Origin of the sequence: Ferrimonas sp. YFM, assembly GCF_030296015.1 — a bacterium.
Lineage (GTDB): Bacteria > Pseudomonadota > Gammaproteobacteria > Enterobacterales > Shewanellaceae > Ferrimonas.
Genome location: NZ_AP027368.1, coordinates 488,985 through 507,883, shown reverse-complemented (window position 1 = coordinate 507,883; position 18,899 = coordinate 488,985). Strand labels below are relative to the sequence as shown.

The 18,899-nt window shown below is 60.8% G+C and carries 12 protein-coding genes; 3 read left to right on the top strand and 9 right to left on the bottom strand.

The window, feature by feature from the left end; translation table 11 throughout:
* Positions 1–8 precede the first annotated feature (8 nt).
* Positions 9–605 (top strand): TatD family nuclease-associated radical SAM protein, encoded by a 597-nt coding sequence (locus QUE41_RS02445; RefSeq protein WP_286341373.1) that lies wholly within the window; start codon positions 9–11, stop codon positions 603–605.
* A gap of 251 nt (positions 606–856) precedes the next feature.
* On the top strand, positions 857–2,890 hold the full coding sequence (locus QUE41_RS02440; RefSeq protein WP_286341372.1) for a nitrogen regulation protein NR(II): 2,034 nt from the start codon (positions 857–859) through the stop codon (positions 2,888–2,890).
* On the opposite strand, the gene QUE41_RS02435 is transcribed toward QUE41_RS02440, so the two are convergent.
* The 5 genes from QUE41_RS02435 to QUE41_RS02415 form a co-directional block, all read right to left on the bottom strand.
* Positions 2,865–3,590 carry a DUF481 domain-containing protein gene (locus tag QUE41_RS02435; protein WP_286341371.1) on the bottom strand — a complete coding sequence of 242 codons (726 nt, stop codon included), beginning with the start codon at positions 3,588–3,590 and terminating at the stop codon, positions 2,865–2,867. The two genes, QUE41_RS02440 and QUE41_RS02435, sit on opposite strands and share 26 nt — an antisense overlap.
* Positions 3,591–3,725: 135 nt before the next feature.
* Complete coding sequence (gene fba, locus QUE41_RS02430) at positions 3,726–4,793, bottom strand: class II fructose-bisphosphate aldolase (RefSeq protein ID WP_028109226.1); 1,068 nt, start codon at positions 4,791–4,793, stop codon at positions 3,726–3,728.
* Between the two features lie 85 nt (positions 4,794–4,878).
* The gene (locus QUE41_RS02425) at positions 4,879–6,057 is read right to left on the bottom strand and encodes a phosphoglycerate kinase (RefSeq protein WP_286341370.1); all 1,179 of its coding nucleotides are present in this window, start codon (positions 6,055–6,057) and stop codon (positions 4,879–4,881) included.
* 25 nt (positions 6,058–6,082) lie between these two features.
* Positions 6,083–7,102 (bottom strand): erythrose-4-phosphate dehydrogenase, encoded by a 1,020-nt coding sequence (gene epd, locus QUE41_RS02420; protein ID WP_286341369.1) that lies wholly within the window; start codon positions 7,100–7,102, stop codon positions 6,083–6,085.
* Positions 7,103–7,389: 287 nt separating this feature from the next.
* Positions 7,390–9,756, bottom strand: a complete 2,367-nt coding sequence (locus tag QUE41_RS02415) for a phosphoketolase family protein (protein ID WP_286341368.1) — start codon at positions 9,754–9,756, stop codon at positions 7,390–7,392.
* A 193-nt stretch (positions 9,757–9,949) separates the two neighbouring features.
* Here QUE41_RS02415 and QUE41_RS02410 point away from each other — a divergent pair, with 193 nt between their 5' ends.
* Positions 9,950–10,426 carry a DUF2947 family protein gene (locus QUE41_RS02410; RefSeq protein WP_286341367.1) on the top strand — a complete coding sequence of 159 codons (477 nt, stop codon included), beginning with the start codon at positions 9,950–9,952 and terminating at the stop codon, positions 10,424–10,426.
* A gap of 13 nt (positions 10,427–10,439) precedes the next feature.
* Here the strand turns inward: QUE41_RS02410 and QUE41_RS02405 are convergent, their stop codons facing one another.
* The 4 genes from QUE41_RS02405 to speE form a co-directional block, all read right to left on the bottom strand.
* On the bottom strand, positions 10,440–13,583 hold the full coding sequence (locus tag QUE41_RS02405; protein WP_286341366.1) for a hypothetical protein: 3,144 nt from the start codon (positions 13,581–13,583) through the stop codon (positions 10,440–10,442).
* Between the two features lie 162 nt (positions 13,584–13,745).
* Positions 13,746–15,737, bottom strand: coding sequence for a transketolase (gene tkt / locus QUE41_RS02400; RefSeq protein WP_286341365.1), 1,992 nt, complete (start codon positions 15,735–15,737; stop codon positions 13,746–13,748).
* Between the two features lie 154 nt (positions 15,738–15,891).
* Positions 15,892–17,790 carry a biosynthetic arginine decarboxylase gene (gene speA / locus QUE41_RS02395; protein WP_286341364.1) on the bottom strand — a complete coding sequence of 633 codons (1,899 nt, stop codon included), beginning with the start codon at positions 17,788–17,790 and terminating at the stop codon, positions 15,892–15,894.
* Positions 17,791–17,804: 14 nt separating this feature from the next.
* Positions 17,805–18,665 carry a polyamine aminopropyltransferase gene (speE, locus tag QUE41_RS02390; protein ID WP_286341363.1) on the bottom strand — a complete coding sequence of 287 codons (861 nt, stop codon included), beginning with the start codon at positions 18,663–18,665 and terminating at the stop codon, positions 17,805–17,807.
* Positions 18,666–18,899 lie beyond the last annotated feature (234 nt).

The following is an 18,899-nucleotide window of genomic DNA, read 5'->3' as shown; positions in this document are numbered from 1 at the left end:
GATCCGAGATGAGCCAGCTGGTTTACGACATCCGCAACAGCCGCTACATCAACCTCACCGGTCGCTGTACCCTTGAGTGTGCCTTCTGCCCCAAGCACAACGGCAGCACCGAGGTCCATCAGTATCAGCTGAAGCTGGATAAGCAGCCCACGGCGGAGGAGATCATCCCCCTGCTCGGCGAGGTGACCGACTTCGACGAGATTGTGTTCTGCGGCTACGGCGAGCCCACCCTCAACCTGGACGCCCTGCTGGCCATCGCCCGCCATGTGAAGGCCCAGGGCGGCAACACCCGCATCAACACCGATGGCCTGGGCAACCTGTTTCATCGCCGCAACATCCTGCCGGAGCTGGGGGAGTGCATCGACGCCCTGTCCATCTCCCTCAATGCCCAGGATGAAGCCACCTATCAGACGCATTGTCGCCCCAGGCTCAAGGGCAGTTACAACGCCATGCGCGCCTTCCTCAAGGAGGCGCCCCAGCACATTAGCCGGGTCAGCGCCTCCGCCATCGACGGCCTGGAGGGGGTGGACATCCCGGCCTGCCAGGCGATCTGTGATGAGGCGGGCGTCCAGTTCCGGCACAGGGCACTGGATGTCGTCGGCTGACCGCCTCTGAGCCCGGCAACACCGACAAGGCGGCCAAAGGCCGTCTTTCTTTTTTGCCCATCATGACCGGCTGATTAATCGAATTTACCTGTTAGCATTCCGGTCTTCCGGCCAGAATCTCCTCATCAATGGCCAGGGTCGTGGCTCACCGATTACATGAGTGATACAGTGAGGCAAATTCGAGCCAACCCTTACGTGACATGACACCGAAACTCTCCTCTTTACTGGATTCCCTGCCGGAACTGAGCAGCATGGGACGACGAGTGGACACCCTCTGGGGCCAGATCGCCGTCATCGTCTGCCTGACCGCGGTGATCCTGGGGTGGGCCTTCGGCGTCAACCTGGAGTCCCAGCGCGAACAGTTGGGCAACCACAGGTTCTCCGAAGTGCAGCTGTTCAGCGACCGGGTCTCAGACCGGTTGCTCTCCCTCCAGGCTCGCGGTCAGGCCATCGCCCAGCTCGGGGTGCTGCGCTTCCTTCTGGACGACCCTCAATTGGATAAGCCCCTGCTGAAGAACTACCTGCAAGGGCTCTCCAACAAGTTTGAAGCCATCGAGGCCATCGAGCTCTATAACGGGGAGAACCAACTGGTGGTGGGCACCGACCTCAAGGGGCTCAACGGCTATGGCGGCCAGGCGGACAACCAGCCCGCCATGGGCGAGGAACTGGGGCGCTACTCTCCGCTGATGGTGGACCCCAAGCTGCACCGCATCGAACACTGGCAGCGCATCCCCATCCCCCGTAATCCTCACGGGGTGGAGTACGCCGCCATCTATTCCGATCTCACCCCGGTGCTGAGCGCCTTCTATCGCACCGACCGTATGGGCGAGATCCCTCTGGTGATGTTCGACATCCAGGGCGACCCCATCAAGGTGTCCCACACCGGCGGCAAGATCCGCCTCACCAGTGAGGAGCGGGCGAACTACAACGCCCTGTGGCCTGAGATCCGTGGCCAGCAGTTTGGCCAGTTGACTCTGGATGAGCGCCACTATCTCTACCTTAAGGTGACCGCAGGACATTTCGAGCCCTTCTACCTGGTCTCCTCCTTCGATGATCACGATCTGGAGCTGCTGGCCAGGGACCACCGCCGCCTGCTGGGGGCCACCGGCCTGGTTCTGGTGCTGTTCCTGTGCTGGCTCACCATCCAGAAGCATGGCCTGCTGCGTCAGCAGGGCCACTTCAAGCTGGCCATGGACATCACCGAACAGATCTACCAGCACGCCGGCAGCACCCTGCTGTTCACCACCTCGGGCAAGCTGCTCTCCGGCAACCCCACCGCCCTGAACATGCTGGGCCTCAAAGGGGGCCGCCAGGGCGCCCTGTGGTTCTCCAAGCTGTTTGACTCTCCCCAGGCCCGCCATGGCTGGGAGGTGGCCCTGGATAAGGGGCACTGGCGCGGCCAGCTGCCCGCCCGGGAGATGCAGCAGCTGCTGAGCGTGGAGCTGTGCCACAGCCAGGGGGAGGGCCACTACCCTCTGGTGGTGGCCAACCTGCACGCCATCACCGATGAGGAGGAGGCCTACCGCTCCCTGTCCCGCACGCCGGTGGGCCTGGCGCTGATGGACAGCGACTACCACCTGGTGCTGAGCAACCCCTCACTGCAGTCGATGCTGGGCCTGGATGCGGAGTCCTGTCGCAAACTCAGCCTCACGGATCTGGTGAGCCTGCCTGAGGGGATCACCCCCAAGGGGATCACCGCCACCCTGGGCCGGGACGAAGCCTGGGAGGAGCGGGTGTGGCTGGCCACCGCCAACCAGGGGATCCTGCCGCTGCTGGCCAAGATCAACGCCAGCGACGACCGGGGGCAGTTGGTGCTGACCCTGATGAGCCCCGCCGAGCCCACTGTGGCAGTGGCGGGCATTCGCGAGCTGCAACTGTTCTACCGCAGGGCGGTGGCCCCGGCTGCGCTGATCCGCATCGGCCTCAATCAGGAGATCACCCCGCCTCACGAAACCCGCCTGATCAACCAAAGCCTGATCCGTCAGCAACTGGCCACCCTGGTGCCCCTGCACAGCTGCATCGCCCAGATGGGGGAACACACCCTGCTGATGGTGTCCGACAGCCGGCCACAACAGGTGGAGGCGATCGCCGATGAGATGGCCGCCCGCTTCCGGGGCACGCCCATAAATCTGCAGTTCAGTGCCTGCTGGCTCGACGGGGAGATGGAGCTGGGGGATGCCCTGGCGCTGATGCGCCAGGGGGAGGGAGCCGGCTCCGGCGACCTGGAATGGGCCGCCGAAGGGCCGGCCTATGACGCCATCAGAACTTATACAGAAGGGTCATAGAGGTCTCTGTATCCAGAGAATCCTTGTCATCCACCGGCTTGGTGGTGTGCTTGACCGCGAAGGCAAACTTCATCGCCAGGGAGCCCACCAGGCTGGCAGTCACCGAGGACTCCGCCTTGGTGATGGTGGCATTGCCTGACAGGCTGATGTCCGACGCCAGTTTCTGACGGAATTCGGCGTTCTCGGAGAAGGCCCACCAGAAATCCAGGTTGGCACGGGCAATGATGGAAGACTCATTGCTCGCATCCGGCGCCTGGGCCGGGTCTACCCGCTTATAGCTGTAACCTGGGCCAATCTCACCATCCAGATAGATCTTGTTGCCCTGGTAGAGGCGGCGACCGTAACCGGCGGCGGCGGTGGCCACATAGCGGTAACCGGAAAACTTGTCGATGTCGTTGGAAGCAAATCCAAACAGGTAGGAGTGTTCGCTGAAGCGGTAGTTGGTCTGGGCCTCACCGTAGTAACGCTCCTTGGACACCTGCTGATCATCTTCCACATAGAGGGCTTCCAGCAGGTAACGGTTCTCGAAGTCACTCAGCCAGTGTTTGTATTCCACCTTACCCTTCACCGTGGTCACTTCACTGTTACCCGTGGTGTTGGAGAATCCCAGCTCAGCGTTCCCGACCGGGGCGGTGGCGTCTTCGGCCAGGGCCCAGGGAGAAAGAGCCATCAGGGCGACGGCCAATAGTGTTTTTTTCATCATCCAATCCTTTCTACTGCATCCCTAAAGCACTCCGGCCCAACACTGGGCCCGGAGGTGTGACAAAGTTAACATAATCAGCCAAAAAAAACGCCCGCAAATGCGGGCGTTTCGGCAGTTTGGAGTGAATTCGCCTTAGATGTGAACCTTAGGATCCAGCTCACCGGTCTGGTAGCGCTTGTACATCGCCTGCAGAGACAGAGGCTTCATCTTGGAGCCCATGCCGGCACAGCCAAAGGCTTCGTAGCGATCGGTACAGATCTGAGCCATGGCGTCCATGGAGGCTTTCAGGAACTTACGAGGGTCAAACTCGGAAGGGTTCTCCGCCAGGAAACGACGAACCGCACCGGTGGAGGCCAGACGCAGGTCGGTGTCGATGTTCACCTTACGAACACCGTGCTTGATCCCCTCTACGATCTCCTCAACGGGCACACCATAGGTCTCAGGGATGTTGCCACCGAACTCGTTGATCACCGCCAGCCACTCCTGAGGTACGGAGGAGGAACCGTGCATCACCAGGTGGGTATCAGGGATACGGGCGTGGATCTCCTTGATGCGGTCGATGCGCAGCACGTCACCAGTCGGCTTCTTGGAGAACTTGTAGGCACCGTGGCTGGTACCGATGGCGATGGCCAGGGCATCCACCTTGGTGGCTGCAACAAAGCGGGCCGCCTCTTCAGGATCGGTCAGCAGCTGGTCATGGCTCAGAACGCCTTCGGCGCCCACACCATCCTCTTCACCGGCCATGCCGGTTTCCAGGCTGCCCAGACAACCGATCTCACCCTCTACGGACACACCACAGGCGTGGGCGAAGGCAACGGTGCGCTGAGTCACCTGAACGTTGTAACCGTAATCCGCCGGGGTCTTACCGTCCTCGCGCAGGGAGCCGTCCATCATCACTGAGCTGAAGCCCATCTGGATGGAACGCTGACAGACGTCGGGAGAGGTACCGTGGTCCTGGTGAATACACACAGGCACATCAGGGTACTGCTCCAGGGCGGCGTTCATCAGGTAGCGCAGGAACTGGGGACGGGCGTACTTACGGGCACCGGCGGAGGCCTGCACGATCACCGGGGAGTCGGTGGCTTCGGCGGCCTGCATGATGGCACGCATCTGCTCCAGGTTGTTAACGTTGAAGGCGGGCACACCATAGTTGTGCTCCGCGGCGTGGTCCAGCATTTGGCGCAAAGAGATCAGTGCCATGGGAAAAGCTCCTGTTGTAGATGTAAGGCTTATTAGGCGCGCTTTCCCGCGCGCCTGAATTCATTCTTATTGAGGTCTGGGCCTGTTAGCCCTGAGCGCGCTGCTCCAGCATGGCCACCGCGGGCAGCTTCTTACCTTCAAGGAACTCCAGGAAGGCGCCGCCACCGGTGGAGATGTAGGAGACCTTATCGGCGATCTCATACTTGTCCACGGCCGCCAGGGTGTCACCGCCACCGGCGATGGAGAAGGCGTCGGACTCGGCGATGGCACGGGCGATGGTCTCGGTGCCCTTGCCGAACTGGTCAAACTCGAACACACCCACTGGACCGTTCCAGACGATGGTGCCGGCGGACTTGAGGACCTCGGCCAGGGCCGCAGCGCTGTCGGGGCCGATGTCGAAGATCATGTCGTCGTCGGCCACCTCAGCCACAGGCTTGAGAGTGGCTTCGGCGCTCTCGGAGAACTCCTTGCCCACCACCACGTCGGTCGGCACAGGGATGTCACCACCGCGACCCTGGGCCTGAGCGGTCAGGGTGTTGGCCTGATCGATGAGATCGGCTTCAAACAGGGACTTGCCCACCTTGTGGCCAGCCGCCGCGATGAAGGTGTTGGCGATGCCGCCACCCACAACCAGCTGATCCACCACCTGAGACAGTGACTCCAGTACGGTCAGCTTGGTGGAGACCTTGGAGCCACCCACGATGGCCACCAGAGGGCGGGCCGGGTTGTCCAGGGCCTTGCCCAGGGCGTCCAGTTCACCGGCCAGCAGAGGGCCGGCACAGGCCACAGGGGCAAACTTGGCCACACCATGGGTGGAGGCCTGGGCGCGGTGGGCGGTACCAAAGGCGTCCATCACGAACACGTCGCACAGGGCGGCGTAGGCCTTGGACAGAGTCTCGTCATCCTTCTTTTCGCCCTTGTTGAAGCGAACGTTCTCCAGGATCACCAGCTCACCCTCGGCAACCTCGACACCGTCCAGGTAGTCGGTGGCCAGACGCACGGGGCACGCCAGCTCATCGGCCAGGTAGTCCACCACAGGCTGCAGAGAGAACTCGGCAGCAGGCTCACCCTCGGTGGGGCGGCCCAGGTGGGACATCACCATCACCTTGGCGCCCTGCTCCAGGGCCAGCTTGATGGTGGGCAGGGACGCACGGATACGGGCGTCGGAGGTGACCTTACCCTCTTTGACCGGCACGTTCAGGTCCTGGCGAATCAGCACTCGCTTACCGGCAAGGGCCAGATCCTTCATCTTGATAACGCTCATGGTTATTCCTCTTAAAGTGATTAAATCAAATCTGTTCTTGTGCCGACATTGCCAGGCAGGTATCCAGCATCCGGTTGGCGAAGCCCCACTCGTTATCGCACCAGATAAGCAGCTTCACCAGGTGGCCGTCTGCCACCCGTGTCTGGGTTCCGTCCACGATGCAGGAGTGGGGATCGTGGTTGAAATCACTGGAAACCAGTGGCGCTTCAGTATAGTCCAGGATGCCGCGCAGCCTGCCCTGAGCCGCCTTGGCCAGGGTCTGGTTTACGCTGTCAATGTCGACTCGCTGCCTCAGGGTCAGCGACAGGTCCATGGCGGTGACGTTGATGGTCGGCACCCGCACCGCAATGGCCTCAAATTTGTCTGCCAGATGGGGCAGTATTCTTTCAATTCCCCGGGCCAGTCTGGTGTCCACCGGAATGATGGACTGGCTGGCGGCTCGGGTTCGACGCAGATCGTCGTGATAGGCGTCGATCACCTGCTGATCGTGCATGGCGGAGTGGATGGTGGTCAGGGCTCCGCGCTCAATGCCAAAGGCTTCATCCAGCAGGGTAATGACCGGCACCGAACAGTTGGTGGTGCAGGAGGCGTTGGACACTATGCGGTGTTCCGGTTTCAGTTTCGCCTCGTTAATGCCAAACACCACGGTGGCATCCACATCCGGGGCCGCCGGATGGGAGAACAGCACCTTGCCCGCCCCTGCCTGCAGATGCAGGCCGGCGTCGTCGCGGCTGCTCAGCTTGCCGGTACACTCCAGCACGATGTCCACCCCCAGTCGCTTCCAGGGCAGTTGGGCCGGATCGGCGCAGTGGAGCAACTCGATGCTGTCTGTCCCCACTCTCAATGCCCCCTGCTCCAGGCTGACGCACTGGGCAAAGCGGCCGTGGGTGGTATCGAACTGAGTCAGGTGGGCGATCGCCTCCGGTGAGGCCAGCTCATTGATGGCCACGACCTGTATCTGTTCCCGCAATCCGCTCTCATAGAGCGCTCGCAGAGTAGAACGGCCGATGCGGCCAAATCCATTGATGGCGACCCGTATTGTCATCTATTCACTTAATCGGTTTTACAGCGGCGGCCATTTTATCCCAGAACAGGCCACGTCCCAAAGGCTTATCCCCATGGTCGGTGGAGCCGGCGGGTGGCTTTGCTCCCAAATCAGTAAATAAAAGACAGCCTAAAGCCATCAAATGAAAGCCAACTACATCAGCCTGGCGCAGATTCGGACAATTCTCAGGCAAAATCTCCTCGTTCAGTAACTCGGCACCGAATTTGAGACAAAGTCACCTGAAAAAAAGAGGGCCATCAGGCCCTCTTATTGTCAGTCACTGCGTCTTAGCGAGACCATACCCAATCGGTGATCTCCTTGGGATCCACACCGAACTCTTTGATGTAGTTCCTGTGGTCTACCAGGCGCTGCAGCATGTCGGTGGTGATCTCAACGTGCTGAGCATCGGTGATCACGCCCTGCTGGAAGGCCTTGTACGCCATGTCGATAACCAGGTGGTAACGGGAGGTACCGTTACGTACACCCATGTCGAATGGGGTAGTGGTGGAACCCTCTTCAACGTAACCCTTCACGCGGCAACGCTTGATGCCAGGGTAGTTGAACAGCAGCTTGTGGATGGTGTTGGGGTAGCCGTGGTAGTTGATCACCACGCCCTTGTCCTTGGTCAGGAACTCATCCAGCAGAGTGGGGTTCTGGCCGTACTTCAGGCTGCCGATGCCGTCGGAGGTCAGCTCGGAGATGTTCACGAAGCGGATCTTCAGGGTAGGCAGCAGCTCACGGATCAGAACCAGGGCAGCCATACACTCCTGGGTCACGTAGTCACCACAGGAAGCCAGTACCACGTCTGGGTTCTCGTCGGAGGCGAAGTCCCAGGTCATGATGCCTTCAGCACACTGCTTCTTGGCCTCTTCCAGGGTCAGCCACTGAGGCAGCTCCTTCTTACCGGCCACGATGACGTTCAGCTTATCGCGGTCGTCAAACGCCTTCTCGGTGTAGCACAGGGTGCTGTTGCCGTCGGCGGGCAGGTAGGCAGAGATGATGGTGGGGTGCTTCTCCAGCATGGCGCCCAGCAGAGACGGGTTCTGGTGGGAGTAGCCGTTGTGGTCCTGGCGCTCCAGCAGGGAGGACAGTACCACGTTGCAGGAAGGCACAGGCTTACGGAAAGGCACACCCTGGGAAGCGTAAACGTACTTACAGTACTGGTCGCACATGGAGGAAACCACCTGGGCGAACGCTTCGTAGGTTGGGAACATGCCGTGACGGCCAGTCACGGTGTAACCGTGCAGCATACCGAACAGCAGGTTCTCGGACAGCAGTTCCATCACGCGGCCGTCGCGGGACATGTCGTTATCCCACTCTTTGATGGGCCACTGCCAGGCACGGCTGGTCTCTTCGAATACCGCCTGCAGCTGGTTGGAGTAGGTCTCATCAGGAGAGAAGATACGCAGGTTCTTCTGCTCGGCGTTGAGGCGGAATGCGTCACGCATCCACTCACCCATCTTGTTCATGGACACGCCACGCTGACCGCGAGGGGTCTCGGAACCGTAGGACAGTCCCTTCAGGTCAGGCTTGTTCAGCGGACGAACCACCTCACCACCGTAGGACAGGATCTGACGGCCGATGCGCAGATCTTCACGGGGGATCAGGGACTCGATGTCGGCATCGAACTTGATGGAGCCATCATCTTCGATCTTGTACAGCTCATCGAAGCCATAGCTGGCCATCCACTCGTTCAACATGCGCAGGTGCTCAGGGTCCTTGGCGCAGTTGTTGATGATAACCTGGTGGGAATCGCAGTTGCCTTCCAGCTTCTTACCATCGGCTTCTTTGGTGCCGGTCCAGCCTTTGGCGGTGCGCATGGCGATAACAGGCCACTTGGGCTTGCATACATCTTCGCCGTTGCGAGCGCGGGTCTGGATGTCGTTGATGATCTCGTAGGCGCGGTCCATGGCATCAGCCATCTGAACGTACACGTCTTCCTCTTTCTCATCGTCAACGAACAGCACTTCGTAGCCCAGACCGGTGAACTCCATGCGAATCTCTTCGTCGTCCATACGACCCAGACGGGTAGGACCGGAGATCTTGTAGCCGTTGATGTGCAGAATCGGCAGTACCGCGCCGGAGTTCTTAGGATCCAGCAGGCGGTTGGCGTACCAGGAGGCGGCCAGAGGACCGGTCTCGGACTCACCGTCACCCACCAGAACCACGTTGATCAGGTCGGGGTTATCCAGGGCAGCGCCGTAGCCTACCGCCAGAGAGTAACCCAGTTCGCCGCCTTCCAGGATCTGGCCGGGGGCTTCAGGGTTGGCGTGAGAGGGGTAACCGTAGGCTGCGGAGAACTTCTCGCAGATCTGCTTCATGCCCGCTTCTTTGTACGGGATGGTCTCAGGGTAGAAGTGAGACAGAGAACCTTCGATGAACAGGTTGGCCTGTACCGCGGGGAAGCCGTGGCCTGGACCTACCAGGTAGAGGAAGGGACGGTTGTGCTTGCAGATAAGACGGTTGATGTGAGCATAAACGAAGGCGATGCCGGGGCAGGTACCCCAGTGGCCCAGCAGGCGGGGCTTGATGTCATCGTGCTGCAGATCGCGTTGCAGCAGTACGTTTTGCTTCAGGTAAATTTGAGCTACTGAGAGAAAATTGCTTGCGCGAACCAGTTTTTTCAGCGCACCAATTTCTTTGCTAGTTGCCATGATTACGTTGCTCCCTTACAAGTGATGCCTAAAGTTACATCGATAACCGAACGGATTTTGTGACACGGGCCCAACTTTTATGAAATTAAATTACAAAAAAGCAGAATTTAAAGATTCGTCTACATTTCGGGACGGCTGAATAAGGGTAGACCATCTGGTAGAGTGTGCGGACCTAAGGAACCGGACCCCTTCAATGAAGTACAGCGACTTTGAACACTACCCCTACCTCTGGGTGTTTAAGCGACAGGATATGGATGTAAGCGAACAGGATCTGTCCCATATCCGTCCCCTGACCCCCAGGGCCGCCGACGAGCTGTGGCAGGCGCAGATCAGCAAAAACGCCAACCACTGCACCGACCTGAGAAAGGGGGACTGGGCCCGTAACCAGCAAACCTGGCAGGAGACCCTGCCCTGGGAAGCCGCCTTCGACAGTGACGATCCCTCCCTGCCGGAAGAGGTGGAACCCTTCCTGGCCTGGGACGACAACACCGTGGTCTGGGTCTGCTACGGCAGCGATCACGTGGTGGAGACCCACTGGGCGGTGTTCCGTCGCAACTGGAAGTGCTTCATGTTTGCCGACGAGGCCGCCCTGGTGATCGGCAAGCGCCGCCGCCAGGCCCTGTTCTTCGCCGACGAACACAATCTCAAACTGGGCACCCGGCCCCAGTAAGCCAATGGGGCGGTCACTGGGCCGCCTGCTTCTGCCGGAGCACGCTGGCCCAGATGGCAAAAGCCCGATGCCAGTCCGGCTTGGCGTACAGGAACAGCTGGTGCGCCAACAGGCTGTTGATCCTGGGATCCCAGGGGTGCAGTTCCAGCCAGTCGTACCCCAGGGCCGCCTGCTCGAAGCGATCGCTGATGCCACTGCCGTCCACCCCGTAGCTCATCAGTCCGGGCGGGCGGTAGATCACCTCGGTCAGGGTGTTGGCCAGGCACTGGAACTCACTGCTGAGGTCCGCCAGCCCCATCTCCTGGGCCAACAGCAGGAAGCCCACATCCAGATGCCCATGGTTGAGGTCCTCCACCACCTCTCTGTCTTCCCCCTTGGGGTCGAACGCGTAGCTCCAGCGACAGTAACGGTCTGATTCCAGCCTGAAGCTGTCCAGCAGGAACATCAGCAACTCCCCCGCCTTGATGGCCAGATCTCCGGTCCCGCTGCCGTGCCTGTGAGCCAGCAGCATCGCCGTGCCCATGGACAGGCTGTGATTGTAAGGCAGGGGTTTGGTGAACAGGCCGTTGTCCCCGTAGCTGCTGTTTTTGTAGTTCACATAGTGGTAGCTGCCGGGAATGGCGCTGTTCTTGGTGTTGCTGTAGGAGCTGTCGTGGCTGCGGATGATGACCAGGGTGCGAGCCAGGTAGCGATCCGCCGCCGCCATGAACGCCTGCTTGTTGTGGGTCTTGATGTGATCCACCAGACGCATGATGCCGCTTAAGATCATGCCATCGCTGAGTACCTCGGCCCGCCAGCCCCGGTAAGCCCGTCGCCAGCCGGGGACCGGCTCTCCCGGGGTGTTGAGGTAATACTTGGGAGCCACTTCATAGGGCTCGGCGCTCAGGTTCAGCTCGCCGCGGGCAACCCGCTGCTCATCGGTGTAGGCCAGCATGTGATCCGCCAGCTCCACCGCGTATTCCAGGTAGCTGTCATCGTCGAAGGCCGCCGCCATATCCACATAGGCACGCAGCCAGTAATGCCCCTCCCAGGCCAGGCGGTTGTTGTCGTTACCCTCGGTGACCGTCATCAACGGCCGGGTGACCGGGTACTGGGTTTCGAACCAAATGTCCCAGGCCACCTTGGAATCGATATGGGGCTTGGGCAGAGGCTGAGGCTGGGTAACTTCTAGCCAATCGGGCTGAGCCGGGCCCACCAGGGTCAGGCTCTGGGACAGGGCGCCTCGCTCCACAATTCCCTGTTCCCCATCGAAGCCGTAGCTGCGGGAGTTGTCCTTGTTGTGGCCGTCAAACAGCATCAGCGCCCGCAGGGCTCCGGGGTAGTAACCATCATCCAGCTGATAGAGGCGCTGCCAATGAAGCAGCTTGGGATCCAACGAAGTGATCACCACCTCACGCTCCGTCTGGGCGTCGGACACCCGTATCAGCCCCTCCTGAAGTTCCACCAGCAGGTAACGATACTGGTAGGGCGCCAGGCCGGTCACAGAGAATGGCTGGCCCGCCACCTGGCCAAACACCCGGTCGGGACCGTAGCCGATGTGATCGCCGCTGTCGGCATCGCTGATCAACACCGTCTCCACCTGCTCCTCGTCGGCCACAGGTTCCAGCCAGGCCAGGATCCGGTGCCAGCCCTCCGGCGACCACTCCTGCAGCAGACCATAGTCATCGATGCCGTCAAACCGCACGGCACGCCCATGGGCACCGGTCAGCAGATCGGTGTCTGGCACCACCACTATGGGTGGCTCGGGCTCAGGTTCGGGCTCAGGCTCAGGTTCGGGCTCAGGCTCCGGAGGCGGTGCTGAGCTCCCCTCACCGAAATCCGCTACCCACAGGGCGTCATCGAACTGTTCGGGGTCCGGGTTGGTGGGCACCCGGGTGGCCGCAAGCCAGTCCTCCTGACCGACCCCGGTTAACTGCCCCTGGACACCGGACTGCCACAGCCAGATGCCGCTCTCCTGCTCAAAGCTGTAGACCCTGGAGTTGGCAGGGGTCTGCTCATCCATCAGCACCAGCAGTTGCAAGGCCCCTTGGGAGTAGTCACTGTAACCTCGGCGGAACAGCCGGTCATAGGCCACCGAGGTGGGGTCTATGGTGCTGCCGCTGACCTCAAAGGTACGCTCCCCATCTGAGGCGCTCAGGCTGCCCGGTGCCACCCGCATCCACAGATAGCCGGAGTCCTGGAAGCGGAATTTCCCATAGATCCCCGGGTACTCGCTGCCCCAGCGTCCCTGGACGGTGTCGTGATTAAAGGCGAGAAACTCACTGGTTCCTGAGTCGCTCAGCAGTATGGTGCGCTCTTTGGGATCATCGGCCAGAGACTCCAGCCAGGCAAACACCTGGAAGGGGCCGGTGGCCTGCCAGGGCATCAGGGTACCGAAGGAGGCGATGCCATCAAAATACACCGCCTGGGAGGCCAGGATGCCCGGAGAGGGTTCAGGTTCCGGCTCTGGCTCGGGCTCGGGTTCGGGCTCTGGCTCGGGAGGTGGCGGCGCGCTGCCATCACCGAACAGGGCCTGCCAGGCCTCTGGGTCAAACAGGCCGGGATCCGGGTTCTGGGGAACCGCCGAGGCGGTGATCCAGTCTCCCTCGCCGACACCATAGAGGGTGACCGGCTGTCCCTCCAGACTGACCATCCCCTCGCCGAACAACACCCCATAGGCCCTGGAGTTGCTCGGCGTCTGCAGATCCATCAGTGCCAGCCCCTGCAGAGCCCCTGTGGAGTAATCCTTGTATCCGCGGCGATAGATCCAGCCATAGCCCACGGCAGCCGGGTCGATGGCACCATCGGACACACTGTGCGTCACCACACCATCGGAGGCAGTCAGCACTCCGGGCTCGACGGTGAACTCCGCATACCCGGTATCATTGAAGGCAAACTTGCCGTAGATCCCAGGATAGCGCCCCCCCCAGCGGCCCTGCACACTGGTGTGGGTGAAGGAGAGAAACTCACTGGAGTCGGCTGAGGTGAGCACCATGGTGCGGGCATTGGGGTCAGGATTGATGCTGGCAAACCACACCACCACCCTGAAGCTGCCACCGGGTTGCCACTGGGCCATCTCCCCATAACTTCGGTCACCGGAGAACACCACCGCCGGGGACGCCACAACACCGACGCTCAGGCAGCAGCCCAGCAACCAACCCAATACTCTCCAGCCCATGGACATCACCTGGCAGGCAGTCAATCGGACTGACAAGTGTAGACAAGCTGGCGCAATTTCAGAGGATTATGCAGGGCTTTTATTGAGGCGATTGGTCAAGCCTCTGGCAAACGGGCAAAAAAAATCCCCCGACAAGCGGGGGATTTTTCCAAAAGCAAATGCTTACAGGGCGTTGGCGGCCTCAACGATGTTCTCGACGGTGAAGCCGAACATCTTGAACAGCTCACCGGCCGGGGCAGACTCACCGAAGGTGGTCATGCCGATCACCTTGCCGTTCAGACCCACGTACTTGTACCAGTAGTCGGCGATGCCGGCTTCGATGGCCACGCGCTTGCTGATGGCAGCAGGCAGTACAGATTCTTTGTACTCGGCGCTCTGGGCGTCGAAGGCATCGGTACAGGGCATGGAGACCACGCGAACCGCCTTGCCCTGAGCTTCCAGAACTTCGGCCGCTTCCATCGCCAGCTCCACTTCGGAACCGGTGGCGATCAGAATCAGCTCTGGGGTGCCGGCGCTGTCCTTCAGCACATAGCCACCCTTGGCCACGTCAGCCAGCTGCTGAGCGTCACGGGCCATGGGCGCCAACCCCTGACGGGAGAAGATCAGCGAGGTAGGGCCGTCGTTACGCTCAACGGCGTGCTTCCAGGCCACCGCAGACTCCACGGAGTCACAGGGGCGCCAGGTGCTCATGTTGGGAGTCATGCGCAGGGAGGCAATCTGCTCAACAGGCTGGTGAGTCGGACCATCTTCACCCAGACCGATGGAGTCGTGGGTATAGACGAAGATGGAGGGCTGCTTCATCAGCGCCGCCATGCGCACCGCGTTACGGGCGTACTCCATGAACATCAGGAAGGTGGCGCCGTAAGGCTTGAAGCCACCGTGCAGAGTTGCACCGTTCATGATGGCGCTCATGCCGAACTCACGCACACCATAGTGGATGTAGTTACCGGACGCATCATCCGGGGTCACGGACTTGGAGCCGTCCCAGATGGTCAGGTTGGACGGTGCCAGGTCGGCGGAGCCACCGAGGAACTCGGGCAGCATGGGACCGAAGGCGTTCAGGCAGTTCTGAGACGCTTTACGGGTCGCTACCTTGGTGGAGTTCGCCTGCAGATCGGCGATGTAGGCCGCGGCCTTCTCTTCCCAGTCGGCAGGCAGGTCGCCAGCCATACGACGCTTCAGCTCGGCAGCCAGCTCAGGGTAGGCGGCGGCATAGGCGTCGAAGCGGCCGTTCCAGTCGGCTTCCTTGGCGGCGCCCACTTCGTTGCCGTCCCAGGCCTGCTTCACATCCGCAGGGATCTCGAAAGGCGCGTGGGGCCAGTTCAGGAATTCACGGGCGGCGGCGATCTCGGCATCACCCAGAGGGGCGCCGTGGCAGTCGTGGGAACCGGATTTGTTGGGGGAGCCGAAGCCGATGATGGTGCGGGTGCAGATCAGGGTAGGCTTGTCGCTCTCCGCCTTGGCGGCTTCGATGGCGGCTTTGATCTGCTCCGGGTTGTGACCGTCGATGTCACGAATCACGTGCCAGCCGTAGGACTCGAAACGGGCAGGAGTGTCATCGGTGAACCAGCCTTCAACGTGACCGTCGATGGAGATGCCGTTGTCATCCCAGAACGCCACCAGTTTACCCAGCTTCAGGGTACCGGCCAGGGAGCAGGCTTCGTGGGAGATACCTTCCATCAGACAGCCGTCGCCCATGAACACATAGGTGTGGTGGTCAACGATCTCATGACCCTCACGGTTGAACTGGGCCGCCAGCACCTTCTCGGCCAGGGCCATACCCACGGCGTTGGTGATGCCCTGACCCAGAGGACCTGTGGTGGTCTCCACACCAGGGGCATAGCCGTACTCTGGGTGGCCAGGGGTGCGGGAGTGCAGCTGACGGAAGTTCTTCAGGTCGTCGATGCCGAGGTCATAGCCGCTGAGGTGCAACAGTGAATACAGCAGCATGGAGCCATGGCCGTTGGACAGGATGAAACGGTCGCGGTCTGCCCACTCGGGGTTGCCTGGATTGTGCTTCAGAAAATCGCGCCACAGGACTTCGGCAATGTCCGCCATGCCCATGGGGGCACCGGGGTGGCCGGAGTTGGCTTTCTGAACTGCATCCATGGACAGGGCACGGATAGCATTAGCTAGCTCTTTACGAGATGACATCTTGGCTCCAACTTGTATATGTAGGGGTATGCTCCATAAATCAGGTGGCATATTTTCGCCATTTGTGACCCCCTTAGCAAACTATTCCCATAAAAAAACGGCCTTTCGGCCGTTTCATAGATAGCTACCCACTGAAAAAGCGAGTTTTTCCCTGTCAGGGTTCCAGGTAGGTGTAGCCCACCAGCCCCTGTTCCAGGTCGATGAGGGCTTCGTCCCGCTGACCGTCCGCCAGGCTGCAGGACTCCAGACGGGAGCGGTAACGCTCCAGCATCCACTCGGGATCCAGGTTGACGTACTCCAGCACCTCGTTGACCCGGGTACCGGGCAGGTACTCCACCACCTCGATCTCACCGTCGTCCTGCAGCTTGATGTCCACCACATCGGTGTCGGCAAACAGGTTGTGCATGTCCCCCAGGATCTCCTGGTAGGCGCCCACCATGAAGAACGCCACATGATAGGGGTGCTCTGCACTCCAGGCGGGCATCGGCAGGGTGGTCTCGATCCCCTGGCCATCCACGTACTGGTCGATGGTGCCGTCGGAATCACAGGTGATGTCGAGGATCACCGCCCGTCGGTCCGGCTTACTCTCCAGTCCGGACAGGGGCAACACCGGGAACACCTGATCGATGCCCCAGGCATCGGGCAGGGACTGGAACAGGGAGAAGTTCACAAAGAACTTGTCCGCCAGCTTCTCGTTGAGCTCATCGATGATGGGCCGGTGAGAGCGGTTCTTCGGCGACAGCTCCTTGGACACCTCGTAACACACCTGCAGATGCACCTGCTCCGCCCAGGCTCGCTGGGACAGGTCCAGCAGGCCATAGTTGTACTTGGCGTGCACATCGGCCAGGTCGTTCACCGTGTCGTGATAGGTCTCTCCCAGGGCGCGGGCGTCGGTGTGCTCGCGCACCTCCTGCAGGGTCTGCCACATGTTCTTCAGCACCAGGGGCGCACCGTTGCCCGGAGGCGGCAGAGTTTCCGGCTCGTAGGCCTCCACCCCGATCACGTCGCCAATCAGCACCGCGTGGTGGGCGGTCATCGCCCGGCCCGACTCGGAGATCAACCTGGGATGGGGCAGATGGTACTGACGGCAAACATCGCCGATGGCATACACCACGTTGTTGGCGTACTCCTGCAGGGAGTAGTTCACCGAACAGTTGCTCTGGCTGCGGGTACCTTCATAGTCCACACCCAGGCCGCCACCCACGTCCACCGTGGTGATGGGAGCACCCAGCTTACGCAGCTCCATGTAGAAGCGGCCACACTCGGTCAACCCCTTCTGAATGTCGCGGATGTTGGCGATCTGACTGCCCAGATGGAAATGCAGCAGCTGCAGACACTCCAGCCGGCCCGACTCCCTCAGGGTCTCCACCAGCTTGAGGATCTGGGCGGCAGACAGGCCGAACTTGGACTTCTCGCCACCGGAGGCCTGCCACTTGCCCTTACCCTGGGACGCCAGGCGGGCGCGCACCCCCAACAGCGGGGACACCCCCAGGGCCTCGGCCTCCTCCAGCACCAGCTGCATCTCAGACATCTTCTCGATCACCAGGAACACCTGATAACCCAGCTGCTGACCACGCAGGGCCAGGCGCACATACTCCCGGTCCTTGTAACCGTTGCAGACGATCACCTGGGCGCTGTCCTGGGCCATGGCCAATACCGCCAGCAGCTCGGGCTTGGAGCCCGCTTCCAGTCCCAGGGACTGGCCGCCACCGGCCAGCAGCTCCTGCACCACGGTGCGCTGCTGATTCACCTTGATGGGGTAGACCGCCAGGTACTGACCCTGGTAGCCATACTCACTGATGGCGGTGGTAAAGGCGCTGCACAGCCCCTGCACCTGAGAGTGCAGGATCTGGGGAAAACGCACCAACATAGGCAGTTGGGCGCCCCTGTCCTGAATCAACTGCTCTGTCAGCTTGGACAGCGACAGGCTGATCTGCGGGTTGGCCGGGTTGGGGCGTACCTCAACCTGACCCTCGCCGTTTACCCCATAGTAACCCCGTCCCCAGTAGGGCACGTTGTAGAGTTGATGGGCGTCGCGACTACTCCAGCTCAATGGCGTCTCCTCCGTCAGCTCACCTTGGCCAGACGATCCACCAGGTATTGAGGCAGAGCGAAGCTGCCCAGGTGGATGCCGGGGTTGTAGTATTTGGTGCTGATGCCAGCGTCGGCAAAACGGGCACTGATGGTCTCCAGACTCACCTTGCGCGCCTCGGCGTTATCACTGGCCCAGGCGAAGCTCATTACACCACCAATGTAGGTGGGCACGGCCGCCACATAGAAGTGACGATCGCCAAAGTAGGGCGCCAGCCGCTGATAGGTGGTCTCCGCTTCGCCCTGCTGCATGAAAGGCACGCCATTTTGGGCCACGAAGATGCCGCCTTCGGTCAGGCACTGTTTGCAGCCCTTGTAGAAGTCAGACTCGAACAGGGCCTCGCCGGGACCGATGGGATCGGTGCAGTCGGAGATGATCACATCGAAGGTCTCCTGGCAGTTCAGCACGAACTCCTTACCGTCATTGATGACAATCTCCACCCGGGCGTCGTCGAAGGCCCCCTGACTGTGGTTGGGCAGGTGCTCCTTGCACATCTCGATAACGGTGTTATCGATCTCCACCTGAACCACACGCTCCACGCTCTGGTGCTTGATCACCTCACGCAGCATGCCGCCGTCACCACCACCGATGATCAGCACCTTCTTGGCGCTGCCGTGGGCCAGCAGGGGAACGTGGGTCAGCATCTCGTGATAAATGAACTCATCGGCTTCGGTGGTCTGGATAATGCCATCCAGGGCCATCACCCGGCCAAAGCGTTCATTCTCAAAGATGATCAGTTCCTGGTGTTCGGTGGGGGCGCGGAACAGCACCTTGTCCATGCCAAACTCCTGACCATAACCAGGGTAGAGGGTTTCTTTGTAATGCTTGTCGCTCATTGCGCGGTCTCCGAACCATTTCGCGTCTGTCCCGGTTGGCGGGCAGACTCATGTAGAAAGAGTGTAGATAAAACGGAGATCGAGGGTCGCGACCCGGACCAGAAGGGTCCGAAAGAGGGGGATATCATCATAGTTGTGCTAAATCCTACCGGTTGCCGCTCCAACGTGAACTGTCACATCGGGCGGCTTATGCCACGAGAACCATAAAACCTCAGTTTATTGAAATCTGTTTGG